The 25,956-nt window shown below is 62.2% G+C and carries 22 protein-coding genes; 6 read left to right on the forward strand and 16 right to left on the reverse strand.

Going from position 1 to position 25,956, the window contains the following annotated elements:
- The first annotated feature begins 6 nt into the window (after positions 1-6).
- Both DSM107133_RS18740 and bhcD read left to right on the forward strand, forming a co-directional pair.
- Complete coding sequence (locus DSM107133_RS18740; RefSeq protein ID WP_114294805.1) at positions 7-1,407, forward strand: NCS1 family nucleobase:cation symporter-1; 1,401 nt, start codon at positions 7-9, stop codon at positions 1,405-1,407.
- Positions 1,408-1,479: 72 nt separating this feature from the next.
- Positions 1,480-2,445, forward strand: a complete 966-nt coding sequence (gene bhcD / locus DSM107133_RS18745) for an iminosuccinate reductase BhcD (RefSeq protein WP_114294736.1) — start codon at positions 1,480-1,482, stop codon at positions 2,443-2,445.
- 72 nt (positions 2,446-2,517) lie between these two features.
- Here bhcD and DSM107133_RS18750 read toward each other — a convergent pair whose 3' ends face one another.
- Entirely contained in the window at positions 2,518-3,537 is a 1,020-nt protein-coding gene (locus DSM107133_RS18750; RefSeq protein WP_114294737.1) for a 1-aminocyclopropane-1-carboxylate deaminase, read from the reverse strand.
- Between the two features lie 138 nt (positions 3,538-3,675).
- Here DSM107133_RS18750 and DSM107133_RS18755 point away from each other — a divergent pair, with 138 nt between their 5' ends.
- Entirely contained in the window at positions 3,676-4,152 is a 477-nt protein-coding gene (locus tag DSM107133_RS18755) for an Lrp/AsnC ligand binding domain-containing protein (protein WP_114294738.1), read from the forward strand.
- Positions 4,153-4,250: 98 nt separating this feature from the next.
- On the opposite strand, the gene DSM107133_RS18760 is transcribed toward DSM107133_RS18755, so the two are convergent.
- From DSM107133_RS18760 to DSM107133_RS18810, 11 genes are all read right to left on the reverse strand, one after another.
- Complete coding sequence (locus DSM107133_RS18760; protein ID WP_114294739.1) at positions 4,251-5,471, reverse strand: FAD-dependent oxidoreductase; 1,221 nt, start codon at positions 5,469-5,471, stop codon at positions 4,251-4,253.
- 5 nt (positions 5,472-5,476) lie between these two features.
- The gene (locus tag DSM107133_RS18765; protein WP_114294740.1) at positions 5,477-5,809 is read right to left on the reverse strand and encodes a RidA family protein; all 333 of its coding nucleotides are present in this window, start codon (positions 5,807-5,809) and stop codon (positions 5,477-5,479) included.
- Positions 5,810-5,820: 11 nt separating this feature from the next.
- Positions 5,821-7,311: an amidase gene (locus DSM107133_RS18770; protein ID WP_114294741.1), complete on the reverse strand. Its 1,491-nt coding sequence runs from the start codon at positions 7,309-7,311 to the stop codon at positions 5,821-5,823.
- Positions 7,308-8,618, reverse strand: a complete 1,311-nt coding sequence (locus DSM107133_RS18775; RefSeq protein ID WP_240310619.1) for a D-serine ammonia-lyase — start codon at positions 8,616-8,618, stop codon at positions 7,308-7,310. Before DSM107133_RS18775 ends, DSM107133_RS18770 begins: the two co-directional genes overlap by 4 nt.
- 4 nt (positions 8,619-8,622) lie before the next feature.
- On the reverse strand, positions 8,623-10,011 hold the full coding sequence (locus tag DSM107133_RS18780; protein ID WP_114294743.1) for a M20 family metallopeptidase: 1,389 nt from the start codon (positions 10,009-10,011) through the stop codon (positions 8,623-8,625).
- Positions 10,012-11,601 (reverse strand): gamma-glutamyltransferase, encoded by a 1,590-nt coding sequence (locus DSM107133_RS18785; RefSeq protein ID WP_114294744.1) that lies wholly within the window; start codon positions 11,599-11,601, stop codon positions 10,012-10,014.
- Positions 11,598-13,235, reverse strand: coding sequence for an ABC transporter ATP-binding protein (locus DSM107133_RS18790; protein WP_114294745.1), 1,638 nt, complete (start codon positions 13,233-13,235; stop codon positions 11,598-11,600). The genes DSM107133_RS18785 and DSM107133_RS18790 overlap by 4 nt, the downstream gene beginning before the upstream one ends.
- Positions 13,235-14,146 carry an ABC transporter permease gene (locus DSM107133_RS18795; protein ID WP_114294746.1) on the reverse strand — a complete coding sequence of 304 codons (912 nt, stop codon included), beginning with the start codon at positions 14,144-14,146 and terminating at the stop codon, positions 13,235-13,237. The genes DSM107133_RS18790 and DSM107133_RS18795 overlap by 1 nt, the downstream gene beginning before the upstream one ends.
- A gap of 8 nt (positions 14,147-14,154) precedes the next feature.
- The gene (locus tag DSM107133_RS18800) at positions 14,155-15,072 is read right to left on the reverse strand and encodes an ABC transporter permease (RefSeq protein ID WP_114294747.1); all 918 of its coding nucleotides are present in this window, start codon (positions 15,070-15,072) and stop codon (positions 14,155-14,157) included.
- 69 nt (positions 15,073-15,141) lie between these two features.
- The gene (locus DSM107133_RS18805) at positions 15,142-16,656 is read right to left on the reverse strand and encodes an ABC transporter substrate-binding protein (RefSeq protein WP_114294748.1); all 1,515 of its coding nucleotides are present in this window, start codon (positions 16,654-16,656) and stop codon (positions 15,142-15,144) included.
- Between the two features lie 259 nt (positions 16,657-16,915).
- Positions 16,916-17,572 carry a GntR family transcriptional regulator gene (locus DSM107133_RS18810; RefSeq protein WP_114294749.1) on the reverse strand — a complete coding sequence of 219 codons (657 nt, stop codon included), beginning with the start codon at positions 17,570-17,572 and terminating at the stop codon, positions 16,916-16,918.
- A gap of 169 nt (positions 17,573-17,741) precedes the next feature.
- On the opposite strand from DSM107133_RS18810, the gene DSM107133_RS18815 reads away from it, so the two are divergent.
- Positions 17,742-18,995: a malonyl-CoA decarboxylase gene (locus DSM107133_RS18815; protein WP_114294750.1), complete on the forward strand. Its 1,254-nt coding sequence runs from the start codon at positions 17,742-17,744 to the stop codon at positions 18,993-18,995.
- A 4-nt stretch (positions 18,996-18,999) separates the two neighbouring features.
- Entirely contained in the window at positions 19,000-20,517 is a 1,518-nt protein-coding gene (locus DSM107133_RS18820; protein ID WP_114294751.1) for a malonyl-CoA synthase, read from the forward strand.
- Positions 20,518-20,544: 27 nt separating this feature from the next.
- On the opposite strand, the gene DSM107133_RS18825 is transcribed toward DSM107133_RS18820, so the two are convergent.
- Genes DSM107133_RS18825 through DSM107133_RS18835 form a run of 3 tightly spaced genes read right to left on the reverse strand, consistent with a single transcriptional unit; the run spans position 20,545 to position 23,872 of the window.
- Positions 20,545-21,474: a hypothetical protein gene (locus DSM107133_RS18825; RefSeq protein WP_114294752.1), complete on the reverse strand. Its 930-nt coding sequence runs from the start codon at positions 21,472-21,474 to the stop codon at positions 20,545-20,547.
- Positions 21,471-22,472 (reverse strand): glycosyltransferase family 29 protein, encoded by a 1,002-nt coding sequence (locus DSM107133_RS18830; protein ID WP_114294753.1) that lies wholly within the window; start codon positions 22,470-22,472, stop codon positions 21,471-21,473. The genes DSM107133_RS18825 and DSM107133_RS18830 overlap by 4 nt, the downstream gene beginning before the upstream one ends.
- A gap of 2 nt (positions 22,473-22,474) precedes the next feature.
- Entirely contained in the window at positions 22,475-23,872 is a 1,398-nt protein-coding gene (locus DSM107133_RS18835) for a phosphomannomutase (protein WP_114294754.1), read from the reverse strand.
- 168 nt (positions 23,873-24,040) lie between these two features.
- Here DSM107133_RS18835 and DSM107133_RS18840 point away from each other — a divergent pair, with 168 nt between their 5' ends.
- Complete coding sequence (locus tag DSM107133_RS18840; protein WP_162792112.1) at positions 24,041-25,081, forward strand: DUF2793 domain-containing protein; 1,041 nt, start codon at positions 24,041-24,043, stop codon at positions 25,079-25,081.
- Here DSM107133_RS18840 and DSM107133_RS18845 read toward each other — a convergent pair.
- Positions 25,078-25,677, reverse strand: coding sequence for a sulfotransferase domain-containing protein (locus DSM107133_RS18845; RefSeq protein ID WP_114294756.1), 600 nt, complete (start codon positions 25,675-25,677; stop codon positions 25,078-25,080). The genes DSM107133_RS18840 and DSM107133_RS18845 overlap by 4 nt on opposite strands.
- Positions 25,678-25,956: the final 279 nt, after the last annotated feature.

Here is a 25,956-nt window from a genome sequence, read left to right on the forward strand (position 1 = left end):
GCCGGTATGGAGGCCCATGCCGCGCTTGATCCGGTGACACCGGACGAAAAAACCTGGGGCTGGTTCGCAATTTTCAATATCTGGGCGAACGACGTTCAGTCGCTGTTCGGCTACTCGTTGGTGGCGTCGCTGTTCATCTCTTACGGGGTGAGCGGCTGGACGGCCTTTGCAGGCCTGATCGTGGCGGGGCTGTTCACCATGTGGATGGTCAACCTGTCGGGCGCGCCGGGCGAAAAATACGGCATTCCCTATCCGGTTCTGGCCCGCGCCAGTCTGGGCACCCAGGGGGCCAAACTGCCCGCCATTCTGCGCGCCACGGTGGCGGTGTTCTGGTACGGGGTGCAGGTCTATTTCGCCTCGACCGCGCTGGCCTTGCTGATCCGTTCGTTGACGGGGTCGGCCGGCGGTGCTGAATTCCTTGGGCTGACCGGCATCGACTGGGTGTCTTTTGTGCTGGTCTGGGCCTTTCACATCTTCATTTTCTGGCGTGGCATGGCCTGGGTTGAAACCTTCCTGAACATCGCGGGGCCGTTTGTGTATCTGGTGATGATCGGGCTGGTGGTTGTTCTGTGGCAAAAATCCGATGGCGAACTGCTGTCCGCGACGGCCACGATCTTTGCCAACCCCGATGCAACCTTCCTGACCGAATTCAACGGGTTCGTCGCCATTGTCGGCACCATGCTGGCCTATTTTGCCGCCGTGATGATCAACTTTAGCGATTTCTCGCGCTACTCCAGCAGCAAGGCGTCGATGGTCAAGGGCAACCTTATGGGTCTGCCGCTGAACATGATCCTGTTTTCGGCACTGGCCCTGCTGACCACCGGCGGTGCTGCCGTGGTTTACGGCGAGGCGATTATCAACCCGACCGAGATTGTCGAGCGCACCGACAGCATTCTGCTGAGTGTCATTGCCGCGATCACCTTCTTTGCGGCGACCGTCGGGATCAATCTGGTGGCCAATTTCATCCCGGCGGTGAACGGCATTGCCAACCTTGCGCCCAGCAAGATCAGCTTTCGCATGGCCGGTCTGATTACATCAGGCTTTGCCTTTGTGATCGGCGGGCTTTGGACCAGCTTTATCAGCGAATTCGGCATCGGCGGTTTCGTCAACACGCTGGGCGCGACGCTGGCACCGATCTTTGGCATCATGATTGTCGACTATTACCTGCACCGCAAGGAAGTGCTGGACCGCGATGCGCTGTATGATCTGGACGGCGGCCAGTACCACTTTGGAAACGGCTGGAACAATCCGGCGGTCAAGGCCTTTGCCATCGCTGCGGTGTTTTCCGTGGCGACGGTCTGGGTGCCTGCTTTGGGCTTTCTCAACGGCTACGCCTGGGTGATTGGCGCGGTGCTGGGTGGTCTGATTTACAACCTGTTCGCCAAGGGCCGCGTGCCTGTGGCCTGAGATTTCACGCAAGGGTCGCCGCGCCGGTTGTGCGGCGGCCCACCCACCAAAACTTACCCTAGAGGATACCGAATGCTTATCGTTCCCGAACGCGAGATTGCCAACCTGATGACCCGCGCAGCTGCCTTTGATGCTGTTGAAAAGGTTTTTGCCGCCATGGCTGCGGGCGATGCCTATAACTTTCCTGTCGTGCGCGAGGCCATCGGGCATGAAGATGCGCTCTATGGTTTCAAGGGCGGCTTTGACCGCGCGGGGCTGACGCTGGGGCTGAAGGCGGGCGGCTACTGGCCGAACAATCTGGAAAAGCGCGACCTGATCAATCACCAGTCGACGGTGTTTCTGTTTGATCCCGACACCGGTAAGGCGCGCGCGATGGTGGGGGGCAATCTGTTGACCGCCCTGCGCACGGCTGCTGCATCATCGGTGTCAATCAAACATCTGGCGCGCAAGGATGCGCGGGTGATCGGCATGGTCGGCGCGGGCCATCAGGCGACATTCCAGCTGCGCGCGGCGCTGGAGCAGCGCGATTTCGACAAGGTGATCGGCTGGAACTATCACCCCGAAATGCTGCCAAACATCGAAAAGATCGCCAACGAGGCAGGCGTGCCGTTCCAGGCGGTCGATCTGCCCGGCATGGTCGAGGCGGATGTGATTATCTCGATCACTTCGGCGTTTGCGCCGTCGCTGATGGCGGACCATGTGGCACCCGGCTGCCATCTGGCGTGCATGGGCACCGACACCAAGGGCAAGCAAGAGGTCGAGGCGGCGCTGCTGGCGCGGGCCACGGTGTTTACCGACGAGGTCGCGCAATCGGTGTCGATTGGCGAGGCACAGCACGCGGTGGCGCAGGGGCTGATTGCCGAAAGCGACGTGCACCAGTTGGGCGCGGTCATCAACGGCACCCACGCGGGGCGGGTCAGCGACGACCAGATCACGCTGTTTGATGGCACAGGTGTGGGCTTGCAGGATCTGGCTGTGGCGGCGGCTGTTGTGGATCTGGCAGTTGCGCAGGGGATCGCGATTGAGGTGGATTTCTAAGGCGCTGCTATAGCCACCGAAACGCAGTCTATGGGCCACCCGACGGGCGGCCCATATCTGTATCAATCAGGCTCAGCCGTCTTTGTAATACGACGCATAGCCGTTCAGTGCGGGCGCACCGCCGAGGTGGGCATAGAGCACTTTGGACCCTTCGGGGAAGAAGCCCTTGCGCGTCAGGTCGATCATGCCTTGCATGGATTTGCCTTCGTAGACGGGGTCGGTGATCATCGCCTCTGTGCGCGCCGACAGGCGGATCGCCTCGTTGGTTTCGTCCGAGGGCACGCCATATGCCGGGTAGGCGTAGTCTTCGTTGATCACGATCTCTTCGTCGCGCACGGCGCGGCCAAGACCCACCAGCTCGGCGGTGTCGTCAACGATGCTGCGCACCTGGGCGCGGGTCTGTTCGGGCGTGCCCGAGGCATCAATGCCAATCACGCTTTCGGCGCGGTCCTGTGCGGCAAAGCCCACGATCATGCCCGCCTGTGTCGAACCGGTGACGACGCAAACGACGATATAGTCAAACTTGAAGCCCAGCTCTTTCTCCTGCTCGGCCACCTCTTCGGCAAAGCCGATATAGCCAAGCGCGCCGTATTTGTGCACCGAAGCACCGGCAGGGATGGGATAGGGCTTGCCGCCCTTGTCCTCGACGGATTTGATCGCGTCTTCCCAGCTTTTGCGAATGCCGATGTCAAAGCCGTCATCGACCAGACGCGAATCCGCGCCCATCAGGCGGGTCATCATGATGTTGCCGACGCGGTCATAGACGGCATCGTGGTGGGGCACCCATTTCTCCTGGATCACAACGCAATCCATGCCGATTTTCGCGGCGGTGGCGGCGACCATGCGGGTGTGGTTGGACTGCACGCCGCCGATGGACACCAGCGTGTCGGCGCCCGAGGCGATGGCGTCGGGCACGATATATTCCAGCTTGCGCAGCTTGTTGCCGCCCATGGCAAGGCCCGAGTTGCAGTCTTCGCGCTTGGCATAGATTTCAACCTTGCCACCCAGGGCTTCGGTCAGGCGGGGCAGGTGTTCGATGGCGGTGCGCCCGAATGTCAGCGGGTAGCGTTCGAATTTCTCAAGCAGGGACATGGTTTTCCTTCCGGTTTGGCTGTGGGGCATGTTAGGGGAAGGTGAATGAAATGTGCTTTCTAATTCGGGCATAAAAGATTCATATTAGCGAATTCAGGCAATCAGGATGTTTAGTCTTGAGAGGTTTTGGGTAGGATTATGGAAGAATCTTCCGCCGACGGAATTGATAGAATCGACCGCAGGATTCTGCGCCTGTTGCAGCGTGAGGGGCGGCTGACCAATGCCGAGATTGCGCAGCGTGTGAACATCAGCCCGGCCACCTGTCACCGCCGCACCCGCCGTCTGTTCGAACAGGGGCATGTGCTGGATGTGCGCGGGCGGATCAATCCGGTGTCGATCGGGCTGGGCGCGTTGGTGATGGTGGGGGCGGTGCTGGACCGGTCTACGCCGGAAAGTTTTGCCGCCTTTGAACAGGCGGTGACGGCGATGCCCGAAGTGTTGGACTGCAATCTGGTGGCAGGGGATTTTGATTATCTGCTGAAAATCCGCGTGCGCGATATGGCTGATTTCAACGCCCTGCACAGCAAGATGTTGATCGCCTTGCCGGGCGTGCGCCAGATCCGCAGTTTTTTCGTGATGAAAGAGGTCAAGGACAACGCGCCCCTGCCGTTTTAAAGCGTCCGGCCTTCAACCTGAGGTATTGAATGTCGCTTTTCGCGTTGAGCCGCAGGCGAAGGCAGCGAACAAGTGATTCATGTTTAAGGCCGGGCGCTCTAGGGGGCAAGCGCCTGTGTCAGCGCGTCATTGCGGCCCGCGACAATCTCGGCCAGAAGCGCGCCGCTTGTTGGTCCAAGGGTCAGGCCCTGATGGCCGTGGCCAAAGTTGAACCACAGCTTGTCGTGGCGCGGGGCGCGGCCCACAACAGGCAACATGCGCGGCATGCAAGGGCGCACGCCCTGCCACTGGCTGTCAGGCACCGCGCCCTCCAGCGCAAGCAGATCGCCCGCTGCGGCGGCACCGTGGGTCAGCTGAGCCAGATTGCGCGGGGCATCGGGGCGGGCCAGATGCGCGCCGGTGGTGATGCGCAAACCCTGCGCCATCGACGACACAACAACGCCGTGATCCGCCAGCAGATAGGGCCGCGTCAGCTGGCCCTGCATCGCGTAATGCCCGTGATAGCCGCGTTTCATCACCATGGGGATGCGATAGCCCAGCTGTTTCAGCAGCGCAGGCGACCACGGTCCCAGTGCCACCACCAGATGTTCCGCGCTGAGATGTCCGCCGTCGCGCTCGACCCGCCAGCCGGTTGCGGTTGGGGTGATCGTTGTCACGGTGGTTTGCAGGATCGTGCCGCCGCGTGCCGTGAACAGGTTTGCATAGGCGCGTATCAATGCGCCGGGGTCCGATGTGCTCCAGGTTTCGTCCCAGATGATCGCACCGGCGGGGGCGCGGGTCAGGCTCGGATCTTCGGCGCGCAGCTCTGCACCGCCGAGCGTACGCAGTTTCAGCCCGTGGGCCGCGGCCTGATTTTCCGCCAGGCGCGCACGGGTGTCGAAGCCTTTGGCGGTGTCATAAATCTCGCCCAGTCCGGTGCGGCGGATCAACGCTTCGGCCCCTGAATCCGCAATCAGGCTGGCGTGGTCCTCTGTCGCGCGCGCCATGAGGGCAGCATAGTGCTGCGTAATGGCGGCATGGCGGGCCGGTGCCGAGTGATGGTAATAGGCCAGCAACGCCTGCGCCGATCCGGGCAGGGCCAGCGGGTCAAGGCGCATGTCGTTGCTGCGCCCCAGCCCGTAGCGGATCAGCGTCCCGAAATCGCGGGGCATGGCATAGGGGGCGCGGGCCTCGTTCTGGATGACGCCCGCGTTGCCGTGGCTGGTTTCCTCGCCGGGGCCGCGCGCATCCACCACGCGCACCGCATGGCCCTGTGCCTGCAATGCCAATGCTGCGCCAATGCCGATGCTGCCGGCGCCCAGAACGATGAAATCCCCCATCTGTGTCAGCCCTGCGCAATCACGGTGATTTCGACCTTGGCGTCGATCATCAGGGCGGCGGCCAGCGTGGTGCGCACCGGATAGGGCTGGGGAAAGGCCGCGGCATAGACCGCGTTGAAATCGGCGAAATCCGCCGGATCGGTCAGGTAGCAGGTAGCCGAGATCACATGCGACAGGTCCAGCCCTTCGGTGGCCAGCGTCGCCTTGATATTGGCAATGCAGTTTTCGGTCTGGGCGGTGATGCCTTCAGGGATCTTGCCATTGGTGTCAAAGCCCAGCTCGCCCGACAGGTACAGGGTGTTGTCGATGCGGCGTGTTTTCGAGAGGGGGATATTCATGGTGGTCTCTTTCAGTTGAAGGTCAGGAATTCATCCGCCTGCGACAGCGGTGGCGCGGCGCGCAGGGTGGCAAAGTCGGGGGCAGGCACCGCCATATCGGTGCCTGCTATGATCGCTTCCAGTTCGGCGGCGACGGCCAGCACCCCCAGATCGTCGTGACGGCGGCCCACGATTTGCAAACCGAACGGCATGGCGTTCGCATCCATACCGCAGGGAATGGTAATAGACGGATGCCCCGCAATGGTCGAGGCATAGGCCATCGCCAGCCAGTGATAATAGCTTTTGGTCGGCGTGCCATCAATTTCGCTCGGGTACAGCTCGCGCCACGGGCGGGGGCTGAGGGTGACGGCGGGTGATATGATGAAGTCATGCGTTTCAAAGAACGCCTGCCAGTCGCGGTGATAGCGGCTTTGGGCGAACAGGGCCTGTGCCACGTCTTCGGCGGAATAGCTGCGGCCTTCGCGGACGTTGTCAGCGACGTTGGGGCCGACCTGATCGGGGGTTTCGTCATAAAGTTTTGCGTGGACACCCAGGAACTGCACACCGCGCAGGACGGAAAAGATGCGGTCGGCGTCGGTGCAATCGGGGGTGGCTTCGGTCATGTCGCCCATGAACGGTGCCAGCTTGGGCAGGATCGCGCGGAAATGGTTGCGGATCAGGCGTTCGGTGGGGGCAAAGCCGTAATCTTCGGTGACCGCGATGCGCAGGGATGTCAGATCGCGGCGCGGCAGGTTGGCAAAGCCAGCCGCATCCCACGGTGTGCGTCCGTCGATCACGGTGGTGAACGGGTCGTTGCGGTCGGGCCGTGCCAGCACGGACAGCATCAGCCCCGCATCCGCCACGCTGCGCGCCATCGGGCCGGAGGTGGGCATGGGGATCAGCCCCGCCGCGCGGGTGTTGCCCGGCACCACGCCGGGGCTGGGCCGGTAGCCCACGATGCCGCAATAGGCCGCCGGGTTGCGCAAGCTGCCGCCGGTGTCCGATCCTGTGGCCAGAGGGGCGTATTCGCAGGCCAGCGCCACTGCCGAGCCGCCCGATGATCCGGCACAAGTGCGTGTCAGGTCGTAGGGGTTTGCGGTCACGCCGTTGACGCGGTTGCGGGTGTTGCCGCCCGCACTCCATTCCGGAGTATTGGTCTTGCCCATCGGCAGACCGCCTGCGGCACGCATGGCGGCAACAATGGCGTCGTCGCCGGTGGCGATGTTGTCGGCAAAGGCTTCGGACCCGAAGGTGGTGGGCAGGCCCGTCACGTCGATCATGTCCTTCACGGTAAAGGGCAGGCCGTGCAACGCCCCCAAGGGCGCACCCGACATCACGGCGGTTTCGGCCTTTTTCGCCCCCTCCAGCATCCCGTCAAAGTCGCGCGCGATCAGGGCGTTCACCGCGTGGTCCAGCGTTTCAACCTGCGCGATGCACGCCTCGGCCAGCTCGACCGGCGACAATTGTTTGCGCGCGATCAGGCGGCGGGCGTCGATGGCGCCAAGGCTGGCGGGGTTGGTCATGGGGTGATCTCCTGTGGCAGGTCAAGGGCGGCGGGCATGGCTGCGGCAGCCTCCAGAAAGTCACGGTGCGCGGTGTCAGGGACGAACAGGCCGCCGGTGGCCCAGACGACGTGGACGATGTTTTCGGGCGCGACATGGGGCATGTGAGCCGTGCGAAACGCCGCACCGGCCGCGCTGTTCATCAGATGGTGCGGTCCGGCAAAGCCGGCGGTGGCGGATGGTTCGAATCGCGGCCCGTGCGCATGGCCCGCCGCGACCCAACGCAGCATGTCCGCGTCGCCCACGGTGCAGACACCCGCCAGACGGTCGTGCATGCGCGCGCGCACCAGCGGCGACAGGGTGGCGACCGCCATGCCGTCAGCCTCGGTCCGGTTGCTGAGGCCCAGATCATGGACGGACGGCGCATCGAACGCCATATGGCACAGGGCCGAGGCAGATTGCTGCGGCTCGACGAAAAAGCTGTGCGCATGGGCGCCGAACACCGCCCGCGCGCCATAGGCGATGCCACCCGGCGCGCCGCCGATGCCGCAGGGCAGGTACAGGCACAGCGGGCGGTCGGGGCCGATGGCAATGCCCATCGCGTCCAGTTGCGCGGCCAGTTCCGCCGCTGCCGCACTGTAGCCGCGAAACAGCAGTTCCGAGGATTCATCGTCAACGAAATAGCTGTCGGGATCATCCGCCGTGGCATCGCGCGCGGCGGCAACGGCGGTGGTGTAATCCGCGGTGTGCAGCACCACCTCGACCCCCAGCTTGCGCAGGCGCTCGACCTTCCACGGCTTGGCGTCGCTGGACATATGCACGACACAGGCATACCCAAGCGCGCGCGCGGCGATGCCGACGCTCAGGCCCAGATTGCCGGTGGATCCCACAGCAATCGTGCGGGCCGCGAAGAAATCGCGCATGTTGGCCAGATCGGTGAGGGGCGCGTCGGGGGCCAGCACCCCTGCCGCGCGGGCCTGGGTGACGGCGCACATGAACACCTCGAACAGGCCGCCGCGCGCCTTGATGGACCCGGCCACCGGCAGGGCGTGGTCGCCCTTGATCAGCAGGGTGCCTGCATAATCGCCAAAGGCTCCGGCAGGGGCCGCGATCAGGTCCGAGGCGATGCGCCCGCCCGAGGCTTCCAATTCAGGGAACAGCCGCGCCAACAGCGAGGCCAGCATGGCCCAGTCATCGCGGGCCTGGTCCAGATCGGCGCGCGCCACGGGATCGGGGGCGGGCACATAGGCGGGATTGACCCACAGGGCCGACTGCCCCGCACGCACGGTGTCGCGCAGGGCGATCATGTCCTGAGGGGCAATGGGCACCGGATCAATCCTTTGGCAGGCCTTGTTCGGCCAGATCGGCGAACAGTCCGGTCATTGCCACCAACGCCTGACGCGACAGGGATTTCAGGATATGTTCGTTGGGCGCGTGCTGCGAGCAACCCGCATAGGAATGCGGCACCCAGATCGTCGGCAGGCCCAGCACCTCGGCAAAGCAATCGTTGGGCAGCGAGCCGCCAAGGTTCGGCAGGATGTCCGGCGCTGTGCCCACGCTTTTTTCAATCGACGCGGTGGCGAAACGGACCATCGGGTGGTCGGGGTCCAGCCGTGTCGCGGGGAAGCTGTTGCGGCTGTGCGCGACGATCTTGACCTTGTCGAAGCCTTCGCGGTCCAGATGGCGGCGCAGGGCGGGCAGGATGTCGTCGACCTCTGTGCCGACCACAAACCGCAACTGGCAGGTGGCGCGGGCAGATCCGGCGATGGCGTTGACGGGCGCGGCGGGCACGCCTGCGGTCATGGCCAGAATGGCAAAGCTGTTCCAGCCGAACACACGCTCGACCGGGGTCAGGTCCGCCTCGCCCCAATCGGCGTCCAGGTCGATGCCGGTGTCGTGGGCGGGCAGGGCGGCCAGCACCTCGCGGATGCGGGGGGTCAGGCTGGTCGGGCGCCACTCCGGCACGCGGATCTGGCCGCGCGCGTCGGTGATGCTGGCCAAGGCGTGCGACAGGATCATGGCGGGGTCCGCCAGCAGGCCGCCGAAGTTGCCCGAGTGGTTGGCGCCCTCGCGCAGGTTGACCTCGAGGTCAAAGCTGACGCCGCCGCGCGATCCGGTGAAGATCGTGGGCGCGGCAGGGCGCAGGCGCGGGCCGTCGGACGCGATGAACACATCCGCGCTGAGCAGGCCGGCGTTGGCGGTGCAGAATTCCTTCAGGCCGGGGGATCCGGCCTCTTCGCCCATTTCGATGATGACCTTGGCGTTAAAGCCCAAGTGGCCCTGCGCCTTCAGCACCGCCTGCATTGCACGCAGGTTGATCAGGTGCTGCACCTTGTTGTCCGCCGCACCGCGCCCGTACAGGCGGTCGTCTTCCTCGATCAGCTCGAACGGGGTCAGCCCCTCGCGCCACTGGCCCTCTTGCGCGCGCACCACGTCGCCGTGGCCATAGGTCAGAACCGTGGGCAGGCTTGCATCCTCGATCCGCTCGGCGGTCAGGATGGGCGGGCCGTCGGGCACGGGATTGTCGTGAAATTGGCAGGTGAACCCCATGGCTTCCAGCATCGGGGCCATGTCGTCGTGCAGATAGGCGTGCAGGTGCGGCTTGCCGCGTGGGTCCTGGCTTTCTGTTGGGCGCGACACCAGCGTTGCCAGCTCGCGTTGGAAATCACCATCGTCGAAATAGATTTCGATATTGGCGCGGGCAGAGTCTTGCAGGGTCATTCAAGGGGCCTTTTTGTGTTCGGGTTCAGCCACGCCATCGCCCCAGGGGGACATGGTTTCCGTGGTGCCGGAGTTGCTGGTGCCCTCGCGCATCACCCCTGCGGGGCAGGCAAAGGCAAAGGGGAAAGGCAGCCGTTGCGCCAGCGCGAGCGGGAAATTCTCCGACAGCGCGTCGGCCACGGGACCGGCAAGCCGTTCGTCTGCCACAACCTGCGCGCCGCCCGAGGCGTCAATGCGCGGCGCTTCGATGGCGTCCTGCATCGACATGCGCTGTTCCATCAGGTGGCCACTGATCTGCGCCACCGCGGGCATGATCTTGCGACCGCCGGACGCCCCCAGCGCGAAGCGGCGGGTGGGGGTTTCGCCCACGACGGGGCAGACGTTCATCAGACAGGTTTTATCAGCGGCCAGCGAGTTCGGCTTGCCCGGCTCGGGGTCGAACCACATGATGCCGTTGTTCAGGTTCAGGCCGGTCGAGGGCGACACCACCTTGGCGCCGAACAGCGACAGCAGCGTTTGCGTCATCGACACCATGTTGCCGGCGCTGTCCACAATGGAAAAATGCGTGGTACAGCCGGGGGCCTTGGCGCTGTCGTGGTCACCCATGTTGGTCAGCCGGTCCGCATAGGCCGCGCGCAGCCCGTTGGCGCGGGCGACATAGGCGGCGGGGCTGTCGGCATCGGCGGCGTCATAGCCATCCTGCCAGCGTGTCAGCGCATCGGCCAGCGTGGGGCCTGCGGTCAGGCCGGGCATGGCGTGGATGGTGCCATCGCGGAAGGGGATCGCCAGCGGATCGGACCATGTGACGCTGTAATCGCGCATGTCGTCCATCGACAGGAAGCCGCCCTTGTCTGTGACATCGCGCACGAGGGCGGCGGCGATGTCGCCGCGATAGAATGCCTCTTCGCCTTCGCGGGCAAGCTGTTCCAGCGTTTCGGCCATCTTGCTTTGGTCGAGCCGCTGATCGGCCAGCGCGGTCCAGCCGGAGCCCTTGGGCCAGACGCCGTCATCAAGATAAAGCGCGGCGGCATCGGGGTCCAACGCCAGATCGCGGGCGCTGGAGGCGATGATGAGGGCCGTGTACCAATCCACATGCAACCCGCGTTTGGCCAGATCGACGGCGGGGGCCAGCAGCGTGTCCCATGGCATTCGGCCAAAGCGGCCGTGTGCTGCGGAAATGCCTGCCATCGTGCCGGGGACGGCGACCGAGGTGGCACCGGTGACGTTGCGGTCCTCGACCACGGCCTCCCACGGGAACAGGTCCGATGCCTTGCCGGCACCCGACAGCGGATAATGCGACACGTCCAGCGTGGCGGACGAGCGCATGCCATAGTTCAGCGCATGGGCGCGACCTTCGTCGGCGCGCCACAGCATCATGGCACCGCCGCCCATGGGGCCGGACATCCACGGTTCGACCACGCCGATGGCAAAGCTGACGGCGACGGCGGCGTCGACCGCGTCACCGCCTGCGGCCAGGACTTCGGCCCCGACTTCGGCGGCGCGCACATGCTGGGCTGCGACGACACCGCCCGAGGTGGCCGTTACACCCGGCTTGCGGGTCTGCTGGCTGCGCGAAAACGACCCGCTCATGCGACGGCCGGGGGCAGGGTAGAGACATCGGGCACCACCCAATGCTTGCCCGGCTGCGCGTCCAACAGCATTTTGGTATAGGGGTGCGACGGCGCGCCAAAGACCTGTTCGACGGTGCCGCGTTCCACCACATCGCCCTGTTGCATGACGATCAGCGTGTCACAAACCTGGGCGGCGACGCGCAGGTCGTGGGTGATGAACAGGACGGTCAGCCCCATCCGGTCGCGGATTTCATTCAGCAATTTCAGCACCTCCTTTTGCACGGAGACATCCAAGGCCGAAACCGCCTCGTCCGCAATCAGGATTTTCGGCTCGACCATCAGGGCGCGTGCGATGCAGATCCGCTGGCGTTGACCGCCCGAGAACTGGTTGGGATAGCGGTTCAGCACCTCGGGATCGAGCCGCACGATCTTCATCAGCTCGCGGGCACGTTGCATGGCCTTCGCGCGGTTTTCGCCAAAGTTCACCGGCCCTTCGACCAGCTGGTCGCCAATGGTGCGGCGCGGGTTGAGCGAACCGTAGGGGTCCTGAAACACGATCTGGATGTGCTTGCGATAGGGGTGCAGGTCGTGGCGCGACATCAGGGCAATGTCCTTGCCCTCGACCGAGACCACACCGCTTTCGGGGTCTTCCAGACGGATCAGGCATTTGACCAGCGTCGACTTGCCCGAGCCGCTTTCGCCCACGATGCCCAGGGTTTCGCCCTGATGGACGGTAAAGTTGACGTCCTTGCAGGCGTGGACCGTCCGCGAGGGACGGAACATGCCGCCAGCGACGTGGTAGGTCTTGTTCAGGTTCGACACCTTCAGCACTTCGCGGCTGGTGATCGGTTCGGGCACGTCGCGGGTGCGGCGCGGCACGGCGTCGATCAGCAGGCGGGTGTAGGGGTGTTGCGGACGGTTCAGGACCTCTTCGGCGGTGCCCTGTTCGACGATTTTGCCGTGCTGCATCACCACGACGCGGTCGGCAATTTCGGCCACCACGTCAAAGTCGTGGGTGACGAACATGATGCCCGCGTCATGCTTTTCGCGCAGTTCCTTGAACAGGTGCAAAATCTGTTGCTGCGTGGACAGGTCCAGCGCGGTTGTCGGCTCGTCCGCGATCAGCAGGGCCGGGTCCAGCGCAAGGGCCATCGCAATCACGATACGCTGGCGTTGACCGCCGGAAAGCTGGTGCGGGTAGGAGTTGTAGACGCGCGGCGGGTCGGGCAGGTGGACCTCTTCCAGCAGTCTGATCGTGCGGGCCTTGCGTTCGGACGCGCCCAGATCGGTGTGTTGCTGGAACATCTCCTCGATCTGGTCACCCACGGTATAGCAGGGGTTCAGCGCCGACATCGGTTCCTGAAAGATCATCGCCATGCGACGCCCGCGCAAGGCGCTGTGCGCGCGCTTGGACAGCTTCAGCAGGTCGTGCCCGTCAAAGCGGATCTCCCCCTGCGAGGGTTTCAGCGCCTGTGGCAGCAGGCCCATGGTGGTGAAGGCGGTGATCGACTTGCCCGAGCCGCTTTCACCCACGATACAGACGATTTCCTTTGGCATCACTTGCAGCGACAGGTTTTCGACAGCATGGGCGCGGTCGGCGGCCTTGGGCAGGTCAACGGTCAGGTTGTTGATGGACAGGATGGGATCGGTCATCAGTTGCGCCCCTCTGGTGCGGTGACATCGCGCAGGCCGTCGCCCAGCATGTTGATGGCGAGGACAAGAAAGAACAGCGCGACGCCGGGAATGGTGATCAGCCAGGGTTCGAACAGCAGCATGTCCTTGCCTTCGGAAATCATCAGGCCCCAGGACGGGGTAGGCGGTTGTACGCCAAGGCCCAGGAAGGACAGCGCCGCCTCGAGGATGATGGCGTGGGCCATTTCCAGCGTGAAAATCACGATCAGGTGGTTCATCACGTTGGGCAGGATGTCCTTGACCAGAATGCGCGGCAGCGAGGCGCCCAGCACTTCGGCGGCGGCGACATATTCCTGTTTGCGCACCTGCATTGTGGCCGAGCGCAGCACCACGGCAAAGCGGTCCCACAGCAGCAGACCCAGAACCGAAACGACAACGACCAGCGAGCCGCCGAACAGCGCCACAACGGCCAGCGCCACCAGTACGACGGGCATGGCCAGACGCACGTTGATCAGGAAGGTCACGATCATGTCGACGCGGCCACCGAAATAGCCCGCCAGAATGCCCAGCGTCGACCCGATGATGCACGAGATCACAGCGGCCATGATGCCGATCATCAGCGAGATGCGCGCGCCATATGCCAGCCGCGCCCAGAAGTCGCGGCCCAGCCCGTCGGTGCCCAGCCAGTGTTCGGATGTGCCGCCCAGAAACACCGGGGGTTTCATGCGCGCCATAAGGCTTTGCTGGTAGGGGTCGAACTGGGTCAGCAGCGGGGCAAAGATTGCGATGCCCACGACGATCAGCATGACGACGGCACCGAACATCAGACCCTTGTGGCGCAGCGCGCGTTTGCGCATGGCCTGAGCGGGTGTCAGCGGTTTGTCGCGGGGGGCCTGCACGGGCAGGTCGGCGGATGTGGTTGTATCGGTCATGTCTATCCTCAGCCCACGCGCAGCCGTGGGTCCAGCCAGGCGTTCAGAACGTCAGCCAGGAAGGTGAACAGAATATAGAAGGTGGAAAAGATCAGGATCAGCGCCTGCATCGTCGGCAGGTCGTTCCGCGCGATGGATTCCCATGCCAGATAGCCGGCCCCATGCAGCGCAAAGACGGTTTCGACGACGATCGAGCCGCCCAGCATAAAGCCCATCTGCACCGCGGCCAGGCTGACCACGGGAATGATCGCGTTGCGCAGGGCGTGTTTGAACATCACCTTGCGGGTGCGCAGCCCCTTGGCGCGCGCGGTGCGGATATAGTCGGACGACAGCACTTCCATCATCCCTGCCCGCGTCAGACGCATGATGGCAGGGGTGGCGTAATAGCCCAGCACGACCGTGGGCAGCACGAAATGCGCCCATGTTTCATTGCCCGACGCGGGCAGCAGCCGCAGCTTGATCGAAAAGATCACGATCAGGATCAGACCGAACCAGAACGACGGGATGGCCTGGCCGACCACCGACAGAAACAGCGCAAAGCGGTCGATCAGCGAATTGGGATTGGCCGCCGCGGCAACCCCCAGCGGAATCGCCACCGCCAGCGCCAGTGTGATGGCGAACAGGCCCAGCTTCATGGTGACGGTCAGCCGGTCGGCAATCAGCTCGGTCACGGGAATGTCGAAATACCATGAATCGCCCAGATCACCGGTGACCGCCGAGCCCAGCCAGTCGCCGTATTGTACGATCATCGGCCGGTCAAAGCCGTAGCGTTCGTTGACCAGCGCGATATCTTCCGAGCTGGCGTTTTCGCCGGCAATGGCCACAGCCGGATCGCCCGCCATGAACAACAGGCTGAAACTGATGAATGAAACGGTCAGGGCCACCAGCAAGGCAAGGCCAAGACGTTTAAGTATGAAGACGGCCATTGTGCGTCACCTTCCGGGCAAAGAAACAGGCACGGGCCGCGCAACATAGGCTGCGCGGCCCGTCAAAGGTTACTTCCAGGCGAAGTCTGCCAGACGGATGACTTCATCATCCGTGGGCGTAAAGTCGACTTCTTTGCTGAGCACATAGTTCACGTTGTATGTCCACAGCGGCACCCAGTACGCTTGATCCGCGATTTTGGCATGTGCCATGGAATACAGTGCCTGGCGTTCGGCGCGGTCGGTGATCGAACCGGCCTTTTTCACCCAGTCCATGATTTCGGGGTCATGTGCATCGTCCAGCGGGCCGCCGGTAAAGAATTCACCCGTGATGGCCGACACGTCGGGCAGCGAATAGGACCCCCAGGTCTGGAACGAAATTGCGACTTCTTTCTTCTCGCGCTTTTCGCGCAGGGCGGCGTATTTGAGATAGTTGAAGTTGGTCGTGATGCCGACCTCGTTCAGGAACCCCATCAGCGCTTCGGCATAGGGCCGGTCACGATAGGCGTAGAAGTCGATTTCGAAACCGTCGGGATAGCCGGCCTCGGCCAGCAACGCCCTGGCTTTTTCGGGGTCGTAGTCATAGGTTGTCACGCTGAGGTCACAGCCGAACTGGATCGGGGCGCAGCCTGCGTTCACCACCTGCGAAGATCCTTTGACCAGCGCGTCGACAATCGCCTGACGGTCGATGGCGTGATAGATCGCCTGACGCACCTTTTGCTTGGTCATCGGCCCGTCGGGATCAGCCGCACCTGCCGCATCCATGGTGATATAGCCCACGCGGATCGCCTGGGCATTGACCACGTCGAAACGGTTATCCATTTGCGCCAGTTTCTCGGCCTGATCGGCGGGCACGTTCCACAGGAAATCCAGACCGCCGTTGAACAGTTCGGCCACCTGAGTGTTCATATCGGGGATGGTTTTGATCTCGATCTTGCCAACCTTCGCCTTGCCTTTTGGGCTGTCGTAATAATCGGGATTGGCGCTAAGTTCGTAGCGTTTGCCCGGCTCGACCTTGTCGACCTTGAAGGGGCCGGTGCCAATTGGCTTGGTAGCCATGCCGCTGGGGCCGACCTCGGCGTAATATTCGTTGGGATACATGACGACGACGCTGGCCAGATAATCCTCGGCCGGCGGGAAAGGCGCGTTCAGGTTGACGCGCACGGTATAGTCGTCGACCTTTTCGGCGCCTTTCATCCAGCTGACGTTGGTCATGACCTTGACGCCGTTGTCGGGGTTCACAACGTAGTTGATGGTATAGACGACATCGTCGGCGTTGAACGCCTCGCCGTTGTGAAATTTCACACCTTCGCGCAGTTTGAATTCAACCGTGACATCGTCGATCCATGTCCATTCGGTCGCCAGATTGCCTTTCATCTCGCCTGAAACGGGATCGCGATACAGCAAGCCGTCCCAGACGCCACGCGTGAACAGGATGCCTTCGCGGGCAGAGTTGTAATAGTTGTCGACCGATTCCAGTTCTTTGGTCACGGCCATATGCAGGATGTCGTCTGCCTTGTTGGCAAAGGCAGGTGCGGCAACGGCCAAAGTCAGGGCGGTGCCGGTCATCAATGTTCTAAATGTCATCTTGTCCTCGCGGTTGGAGTGAGTGTTTTGTGTTTTTTATTCTTCTTTTTGTATACAACATCGGCAACTTGTAATTGGTCAAGTGAATATTGAATCTTTTTTCTCTCGGGGCGCGCTTGACCAGCCGCGCTGTGTTTTTGTGCATTGGGGCGGATTTCAGGTGCCGCGTTGCGGCAAAGACCTGTGCGAGAAACCTGTTCTTACCCGCTGCCAGCGGGGGCGTTCACGCGCAGATTGTCGGGATTCTTGTGACAGGCGATCAGGATGCGGCGGTTTTGAGACTTGCCATCAGGCTGTGGAACCGCTCGCCCTGAACGGCAACATGGCTGCGCAACGCATCGGCCGCCGCATCGGAATCGCCCGACATCAGCGCCGAAACGATTGCCTCGTGTTCGGTCAGCGACTGTGCCATGCGCCCGCGATAGCGCAGCTGCTGTCGCCGGAAGGGACGCAGGCGTTTTTGCAGCTTCAGGCTTTCCTGCTCCAGAAAACTGTTGCCCGATTCGCGGTAGATCGTGGCGTGGAACCGCTCGTTTTCGGTGTAATACAGGTCTGCGTCCTGCGCGTCCGCGGCGACCCGGCAGCGTGCATTGGCCAGGCGCAGTTCGTCAAAGGCTGCATCCGAGATACGCCGTGCGGCCAGTCGGGCACAGACGGCTTCCAGCTCGGCCATGACCTCGAACATCTCAAGCAGCTCCAGCGGTCCGGGCTGGCGCACAAAGGCACCGCGTCGCGGGATCAACGTGACCAGGCCCGAGCTTTCCAGACGTTGCAGCGCTTCGCGCAGCGGGGTGCGCGAGACGCCGAACTGATCGGCCAGCCGCACCTCGTCCAGCCTGTCACCGTCGGCAAAGTTGCCGTTGAAAATCATATGCTCCAGTGAGCTTGCGATGTTTACCGCACTGCGTTGTTCCATGGTTCAAAACGCTAGACCGTCGATTTGAGGGAAGCAATAATTATTATCTTGTATACAAAAATATTGACCTAAAAAACAGGATGGGCCTATGATTGAGGCAGCACCGGCGTCTGCGCGCCGCAATGCGACCCTGTTTGGGGCGTGTTTTTACGCGACGAGGATTTGAACAATGACCATTCTTGCCGATTTGCTTTCCACCATGTTCGAGCGGCGCTACCGGAACATCGGTCAGGGGCGGACATCGTCGCGCCCGATCGAAAGTCTGATGGACGATTTGCTGGGCAGTGCGGGGGAAACCTCGGAACAGGCATTGGCACAGGACATTCTGGGACAGTACGCCAGTCTGGATGACAGCGGAAAGCTGGGATTCCTGCGTCACCTTGCGCGGGACATGAACATTGACCCCGAAGCCGTGCGTTCGGCGTTGGACGCTTATGAACAGGCGCCGTCCAAGCTGACTTATCGCGCCTTTATGGGCGCGGCGGAACCACGGCGGCAGGAACTGGTGCGCCGGTTGAACCGGGTGCCGGGGGCGACCGGTGCGCTGGTGCGGATGCGTGCCGACCTGTTGCGCCTGGCGGGGGATGACCCGGAACTGGCCGCGCTTGATCTGGATTTCAGGCATTTGTTCATGTCGTGGTTCAACCGCGGATTTCTGGTGCTGCGCCCGATCAACTGGGAAAGCCCCGCACATATTCTGGAAAAGATCATTGCCTATGAAGCGGTGCACGCCATTCACAGCTGGGACGACCTGCGCCGCCGCCTGCAACCGCAAGACCGTCGCTGCTTTGCCTTTTTCCATCCGGCCATGCCTGACGAGCCGTTGATTTTTGTCGAAGTGGCGCTGACCAAGGGCATTCCCGGTTCGGTTCAGGCACTGCTGGCCGAAGACCGCGCCGCATTGGACCCCGAAGCCTGCGACACCGCCGTATTCTATTCTATTTCGAACTGTCAGGCAGGGCTGGCCAGCATTTCGTTCGGCAATTCACTGATCAAACAAGTGGCGGCGGATCTGTCGTCAGAGTTGCAGCGGGTGAAAACCTTTGTCACCCTGTCCCCGATCCCCTTGCTGACAAAATGGGCCGATCAAGAAGGCATTGAGATGCCTGACGATCCCGAAGCCCGCCGCGCCCTTGCCGCGTATTACCTGCTAAAGGCAAAGGGGCACGGCGATGCGCCTTTTGATCCGGTGGCCCGCTTCCATCTGGGCAATGGCGCGCTGGTACATGCGGTGCATGCCGATGCCGATGCCTCGGACAACGGTGCGGCACAATCGGGCGGTGTGATGGTAAATTATCTTTATGATCTTGCCCAAGTTGCGGTAAACCACGAAAACTTTGCGGCCAAACGCAAGATCGTCGCCAGTTCCGAGGTGACCTCGCTGGCCAAAACATTCGCCAACGCGACCAGCGCGGAAAGGTAACCCTATGGCCAACCCCCTTTATGATAACCTGTTTGGCAAACACGCCGGGCGCGATGCGCCGTTTCTGCATCTGGTCGATGGCACGGTTATTTCCTATCGCGATTTTCTGGCGCAAACCGCGCAGCTGGCGCATGTGCTGACGGGGCTGGGCCTGTCGCCGGGGGAGCGGGTTGCGGTGCAGGTGCACAAATCTCCGCAGGCGCTGGCGCTGTGTGCTGCCTGTGCGCAGGCCGGTCTGGTGTTCTTGCCGCTGAACACGGCCTATACCACCGACGAGCTGACCTATTTCATTGAAAACAGCGGCGCGGCACTGGTGGTTTGCGACGCGGGCAAAACCGCATCGCTGACGCCTGTGGCCGCAGGGCTGGGTGCCAAGGTTGAAACGCTGAACGCTGATGGCGGCGGATCGCTGACGGACAAGGCGGCGGCTGCGCCCGACAGCTTTGACACCGTGGCGCGCAATGCCGACGATCTGGCGGCGTTTCTGTATACCTCGGGAACCACGGGCCGTTCGAAAGGGGCGATGCTGACCCAGAGCAACCTGTTGTCAAATGCGCAGACGCTGGCGCAGGAATGGCAGTTCAGCGCGGATGACGTTCTGTTACATGCGTTGCCGATTTTCCACACGCACGGGCTGTTTGTGGCCACCAATGTGACGCTGGTCGCGGGTGGCAGCATGATCTTCATGCCCGGTTTCGATCTGGACGAGATCCTGGCCCAGATGCCCCGCGCCACGTCGATGATGGGCGTTCCTACCTTTTACACCCGCCTGCTGGATGATGCGCGCTTTACCAAAGAGGCGGCCGCGCACATGCGTTTGTTCATTTCGGGGTCGGCGCCGCTGCTGGCGGAGACCCATGTGCAGTTTGAAACCCGCACCGGTCAGCGCATTCTGGAACGCTATGGCATGACAGAGACCAATATGAACACCTCGAACCCATACGCGGGCGAACGCCGCGCGGGCACCGTGGGCTTTCCCTTGCCGGGGGTCGAACTGAAGATCACCAACCCCGAAACCGGCGAGACCTTGCCACAGGGCGAGGTCGGCGTGATTGAAGTGCGCGGGCCGAATGTGTTCAAGGGCTATTGGCAGATGCCCGAAAAAACTGCGGATGAATTGCGTGCCGACGGTTTTTTCATCACCGGCGATCTGGGAGTGATCGACGAGGCGGGCTATGTCAGCATTGTTGGCCGGGGCAAGGACCTGATTATTTCGGGCGGTTACAATATCTATCCCAAAGAGGTCGAACTGGTGCTGGACGAACAAGGCGGCGTGCTGGAAAGCGCTGTGATCGGCGTGCCGCATCCTGATTTTGGTGAAACGGTTGTGGGCGTTCTGGTGGCGCAGCCGGGCCAGTCGCCGGACACAGATGCGATTATGGAGGCCGTCAAGGGACCGCTGGCACGGTTCAAACACCCACGCCGGCTGGTCGTGGTGGACAGCCTGCCGCGCAACACCATGGGCAAGGTGCAAAAGAACCTGCTGCGCGACGCCTATAAGGACATGTTCATGCTTGCGTAGGGGCGTGGACCGAAATCGCCTGCCAGCTCAGCCTGACTGCCCCGCATTCTCGGCCTGTTGTCGGGCGGCCTCAAGCAAAGATGCAAAGCGGTCGATCTGGGCGTTGCGGATTTCGCTGATGTCTACCAGAGGAGCAGACCAGTCGATCTGATCAAAATCTGGCGCCACATAGACGGGCATCAGGTCTTTGAGCCAACTAAACCGATCATCTGCTTCTGCACGGCACAGGACCACAGGAATTCCCGATGCCAGGCAGGGTGTCGTGGCATGGTGCAGCGGGGTAATAATCCGTTCAGCAGTGTCCATGTAATGTTGCAGCAGCGCTGTCGTTAGGGCCTCAAGGTCGGCACAATCCTCGGGCGTCAGCGGAAAATGTGTCATGTCCCGACGCTGACTGACGAATTCGATACGTTCCAGCATGTCCTTTGGAATCGCAGGCAGCAGCGTCCCTGGCAGCCGACCTGCGTTGGTTCCATGAATACAAAGGATTCTTGCGGTAGCTGCATCAGGGGCGGCTGCGCGTGGGGGCAGGGAAAGCGTCAGGCAACCACTTATGAAATTGTCGATCCCAAGTGCTGTGAAATGCGCCGCGGTGGCGCTATCGCGGCATCCGATGGCGCCCTGGGTCCGGAAAAAATCGCTGTGTTTGACGATCAATTCTTTGCGGGCCTGAAATCCGATCCAGATTGGCGTGATCGCGGGCGGGAGCGGGAAGCACCAATGATAAAAACAGGCGTTCATGGGCAAGAAAACCGGCGGACCATCATAGGTGGAAAGCGTTTCGCGGTCGATTGGGACGATCTGTGCATCGTCGATGCCGAGGCGAGAATACAGTCGGCGCACCGCGAGAGTCTGCATATAATCACCCAAATTGACCGAAAACTTCCCCGTTGCAGCGTACTCGCGCTCAAAATGGCCGAATCGAGAATAGCTGAAATGCAGCACGCCAAATTTCATTTTGATTGGCCTTTTACCGTTGGTGTCTCAACAGCTTCGGCCTGCCATTGTTTCAGCAGGGCACTTTCGATGTCCCAGTCGTGGGGCGTCGGAGTCAAGCGTGGGGGGTCCGAGAAATAGGCTGTGTTACCGCCCGTGGGCTGATCATCCAGTTGGAAGCCTTCGATCGAAATGTCAAGCAGACTGCCCCGCAGCGCGCGTATCCAACCCAAAAGTGAAATCCCGCTGGAGGGTTTGCTGCCCACTTTAGTGGCTATCTCGAAATAGGTAAGCGGGTCGATTGCATCATGAGGAATGCCCGAATGGGTGGCCTCGCGGGCGAACGACAGTCCCGCAGGGCTGCGCCACCAGACTGGGTCGCCAGGCGCGACCACCAGATCAAAGTGCTGCCCTTCGCGGCGCCAGTTGCCCAGAAGCGTCGGTGTACGGGCCCAGATGTTTGTTTTCTGGCCGACATCGGCAGTGCGCGTGCCACCCGCCCGGAAGTTGTTGAATCGAATAACCAGATCATGGTCGTCGATCTGCTCTCCTCGTCCGCTGCCGTCAAGCGTGGGGGCATTGCCCACAACGCATATGCGTGCGCCAGAGCGGATCGCGTCCGCAAATCCCCCCATATTACGGCGAAACCTGAGAAGTTCTTCCAGCGTCGGAGCATAGCGTTCCCGCAACGAGGGTTTGAACGGTGCAACATTTGCCAGCAGACCCGCATAACCCCAGAACGCAAAGGCGTCTGCGTGGGTGTCGAGCGCCTTGTTGGTCAAGCGCAATGCATTCTCCATCTGGTCTGCTTCGGCGCATAGCGCCGCGTGCTGCATGAGTGTCGAAAGGTTTAATGGGGCAATCTGCTTGAGGGTGAATTGGGTCAGACTGCGGGCGGCCGCTCCGCGAAACCACAATGCCCGGCGCAGCTGAGCGCGAACTGCCGTATCTTCCTGCGCATTCAGGATGCGGGCCGGGTCCAGAATGTCCTGAACGGTGATACCGAAACGGTCTGTCATGTTTAACCCAGCCTTGCCTTGAGTTTGGCCAGATGCACGTTAACCAGCGTCAACGCCGCGTCGGCGCTGCCCGCTTCTGCGTAGCATCGGCATTCCGGTGCGTTGCCCGAGGGGCGCAGGTGCACAACGGCACCGTCCTTGAAGGTAACGCGCAGCCCGTCGGTCAGGTCGATGGCCTGCTCGGCATCGACGCCTTCAAAGAAATCGGCACGGGCGTTGGCGCTGTCCGACAGCGTCGCGATCAGCGCGCTTGATTGTTCGGAAGGCACCTCTTGCACGCGGTCCGCTGCGGTAAAGCGCGGGGGCAGGGCGGCGACCAGCTCTGACAGGCTTTGGCCGGCGGCGCGTGCTGCGGCCAGCGGCGCGACCAATGGCAGGATGCTGTCGCGTGTCATCAGCGGTGGCAGCGGACCGGCGGGGCCGTTGGCGTCGAAGCCCAGCAGAAAGCCGCCGTTGGCCTCATAGCCTGCGACCTGCGTTGCCGGATCGGTTTGCAGCATCTGTTCCATTGCGGCGATGACAAAGGGGCTGCCGATGCGGGTGCGGGTGATGGCGGCGAACTGTGGCATCGCGTCGATGGCGGTGTTGGACGAAACCGGCGTGACCAGAGTGTCAGCCCCCAGCATGGCGGCGGTGATCGGCCCCAGCAGATCACCCGGCACGATGACCCCCTTTGCATCCGCCAGCATCGGGCGGTCGGAGTCGCCGTCGGTGGATACGATTGCATCTAACCCGTGGTCGCGCGCCCATCCCGCCAGCAGGTCGCGGGTGGCGGGATCAACCGCTTCGGTGTCGACGGGGATAAAGACATCAGAGCGGGCCAGCGACACGGTTTCTGCCCCCAGACTGCGGAAGATTTCGCCCATCACATCGCGCGCAACCGAGCTGTGTTCGTAAACGCCCACCCGCAGACCGCTCAGCGCATCGGCGCCAAATGCGTTGCTGTAACGGGCGACATAGGCGGGTAGGGCCTTTTCGTGGGTTTCATGGCCGCCCTGAGTTGCGGAAGGGGTGAACGCAGTTTCAAGCACCGCTAGAATGGCCGTTTCGTCAGCCTTGGACACCTCGCCGGAGGGCACATAGAATTTCAACCCGTTGCGGTCGGCGGGAATGTGGCTGCCGGTGACCATGACCGCCGCATCGCCTGCCTGCATCGACGCCAGCGCCAGTGCCGGTGTGGGAACGGCCCCGTGGTCGATGGCGGTCAGACCCGCAGCACGCACCGCAGCAATCACGCTGGCCGCGATGGCCGGCGACGAGGGGCGCAGATCCTGCCCCACATGCACCGCACTGCCCTGCGGACAGGCGCGCAAAAAGGCGTGAACATAGGCGCTTACCAGCTCCGGGGTCAGTTCCGTGACAAGGCCGCGCAGGCCGCTGGTGCCAAATTTGGGGGGCATAGTGGGTCCATCCGTTGTTCTGCCCCTTCTATGCCCTGCACCCGCCACAGCATCAAGGGCCGCCGCAGGTGTTGCGCGGTGCGATCGGGGAACGTGCGCTGTGGCAGGGCGATGTTAAGCCTGCACCGGAATAGTGCCCGCCAGCAATCATCCGCTCAGGAGCACCCAATGTCCGACACATCTCCCGTTTTGTCGCTACCCTTTATTCAAGCGGCGCAGTCGCAAAAACACGTTACCCACAACGAAGCCCTGCGGGTGCTGGATGCGGTTGTGCAGCTGGTTGTGGTCACGGCCGATCAGGACACGCCCCCTGGCGCCCCCGAGATCGGGGCGCGCTATATCGTGGCAGAACCCGGCAGCGGCGCATGGGCCGGTCAGGCGGGCAATATCGCGGTTTGGCAAGAGGGGGGGTGGTTCTTTGTTCCCCCGCAAACCGGCTGGCGTGCCGAGGTGCTGAGCCCTGCGGGTGCCGTTGTATTCGATGCAGCAACCGGATGGTCGGCCCCGGCGCAAACCACGCAGCAACTGGGCATCAATGCCACCGCCGATACCACCAACCGGCTGAGCATTTCCGCCCCCGCGACCCTGCTGAACCACGAAGGTGCGGGCCATCAGCTGAAGGTGAACAAGGCCGCAGCGGGCGACACTGCGAGCCTGCTGTATCAGACCGGATTTTCGGGACGCGCGGAAATGGGGCTGGCGGGGGATGATGATTTTGCCATCAAGGTCAGTGCTGACGGGTCCGGCTGGCAAACCGCGTTGCGTGCGGACGCGGCCAGCGGGATCGTCGACTTTGCCCAAGGGGCCACAGTGGCGGGACAGGAGGTGCTGAGCCGCGGCGACCTGCAAGGCACGGTGTCACAGGTGGGTGGGGCCGCAACCGGTGCCGTGATCGAACGCGGCAGCAATGCCAGCGGCGACTACGTCCGCTTTGCCGACGGCACCCAGATTTGCACCCGCGAAGTTTCAGGCGTTGATACCGATATCAGTGCAGGCGCGATTTTTCGCGGCTCACCAACATCTCTGGATTACCCCGCCGCATTTGCGTCGGGAACGATTGTGGCAGGGGCAGGCAGTTCTGTGAATACCGGACATATCTGGGTCAACGGGCGCGCCACCTCTACAACCAGTTGGGCCTACACCACATTCTCTTATGTCGCCCGCACCGGCGATACGATTGCGCTCATGGCGGTGGGGCGGTGGTTTTAGGGCCTGTCACCCTCGTCTATATCCTTGAGCATCAGGTTTTTCCCATCCCGGCAGTAGCCGTAAGCTTCGAGAACCTCGTGGGTCAGGCTATAGGTGATCGACTTGGCGCCATCGGACAATTTCTTATATTTGGTTTCCGATTTGGTATGGATGGGTTGCCACAACTTGATGCCGCCGTGACCGATTTTGCCGACCTTATACATCTCATGCGACCGCAAAACGCCGTCGTGCCAGGCCAGCCCTAAATGACCGACAATCCGGCGCAGAGAAGTTTCGGGGGCGAGAATAAAATCTTCATATCTCACGACAGGGAAATTCGATTTCTTGTCGTGCATCATTTTGCGGGCATAGAGCGATAGGAAACCAAAAATGGTAGGCCCTTTGAGCATTGACGGCGTCATCAGCGGGTCGATCGTGCGTGACCAACGTACTTGCTGGTTCCTTTGCCGCTCGGCCTGATCTTTTGCGGGCGTATCGCGAAAGGCACTTGCAACTATCGAAAATGGGTTGCGGATCAGAACAAAACCGTTGCGTGGGTCTGGACCCATTAATATTACGTCGTCAGTTTGACAGATTTTTCCGCTGAGAAGGAGCATCTGTGCAGGAATAGTGGTTCTATTTCAAACAGATGCGCCGCCTCCTCTCGGGACATTGCTGTGCAATGCCCTGCCGGGCAATGGGCTGCGGGAAAATCCGTCAAACCCGTCACGCCGAAGGCGTGCCAATATTATTAAGCGCACCTACGGATATTATTAAGCGCTCCTACGGAGCGACGGGCGGCAATTTCACTTCATTTCAGTGGCTTGGGCCGCTTGCAAATAGAACCTACCACTGCCCGGCAGTGCATTTGCATGGCAAATGTCACGAGAGGGGAT

It is taken from the genome of Pseudosulfitobacter sp. DSM 107133, assembly GCF_022788695.1.
In the GTDB taxonomy this organism is placed as follows: domain Bacteria; phylum Pseudomonadota; class Alphaproteobacteria; order Rhodobacterales; family Rhodobacteraceae; genus Pseudosulfitobacter.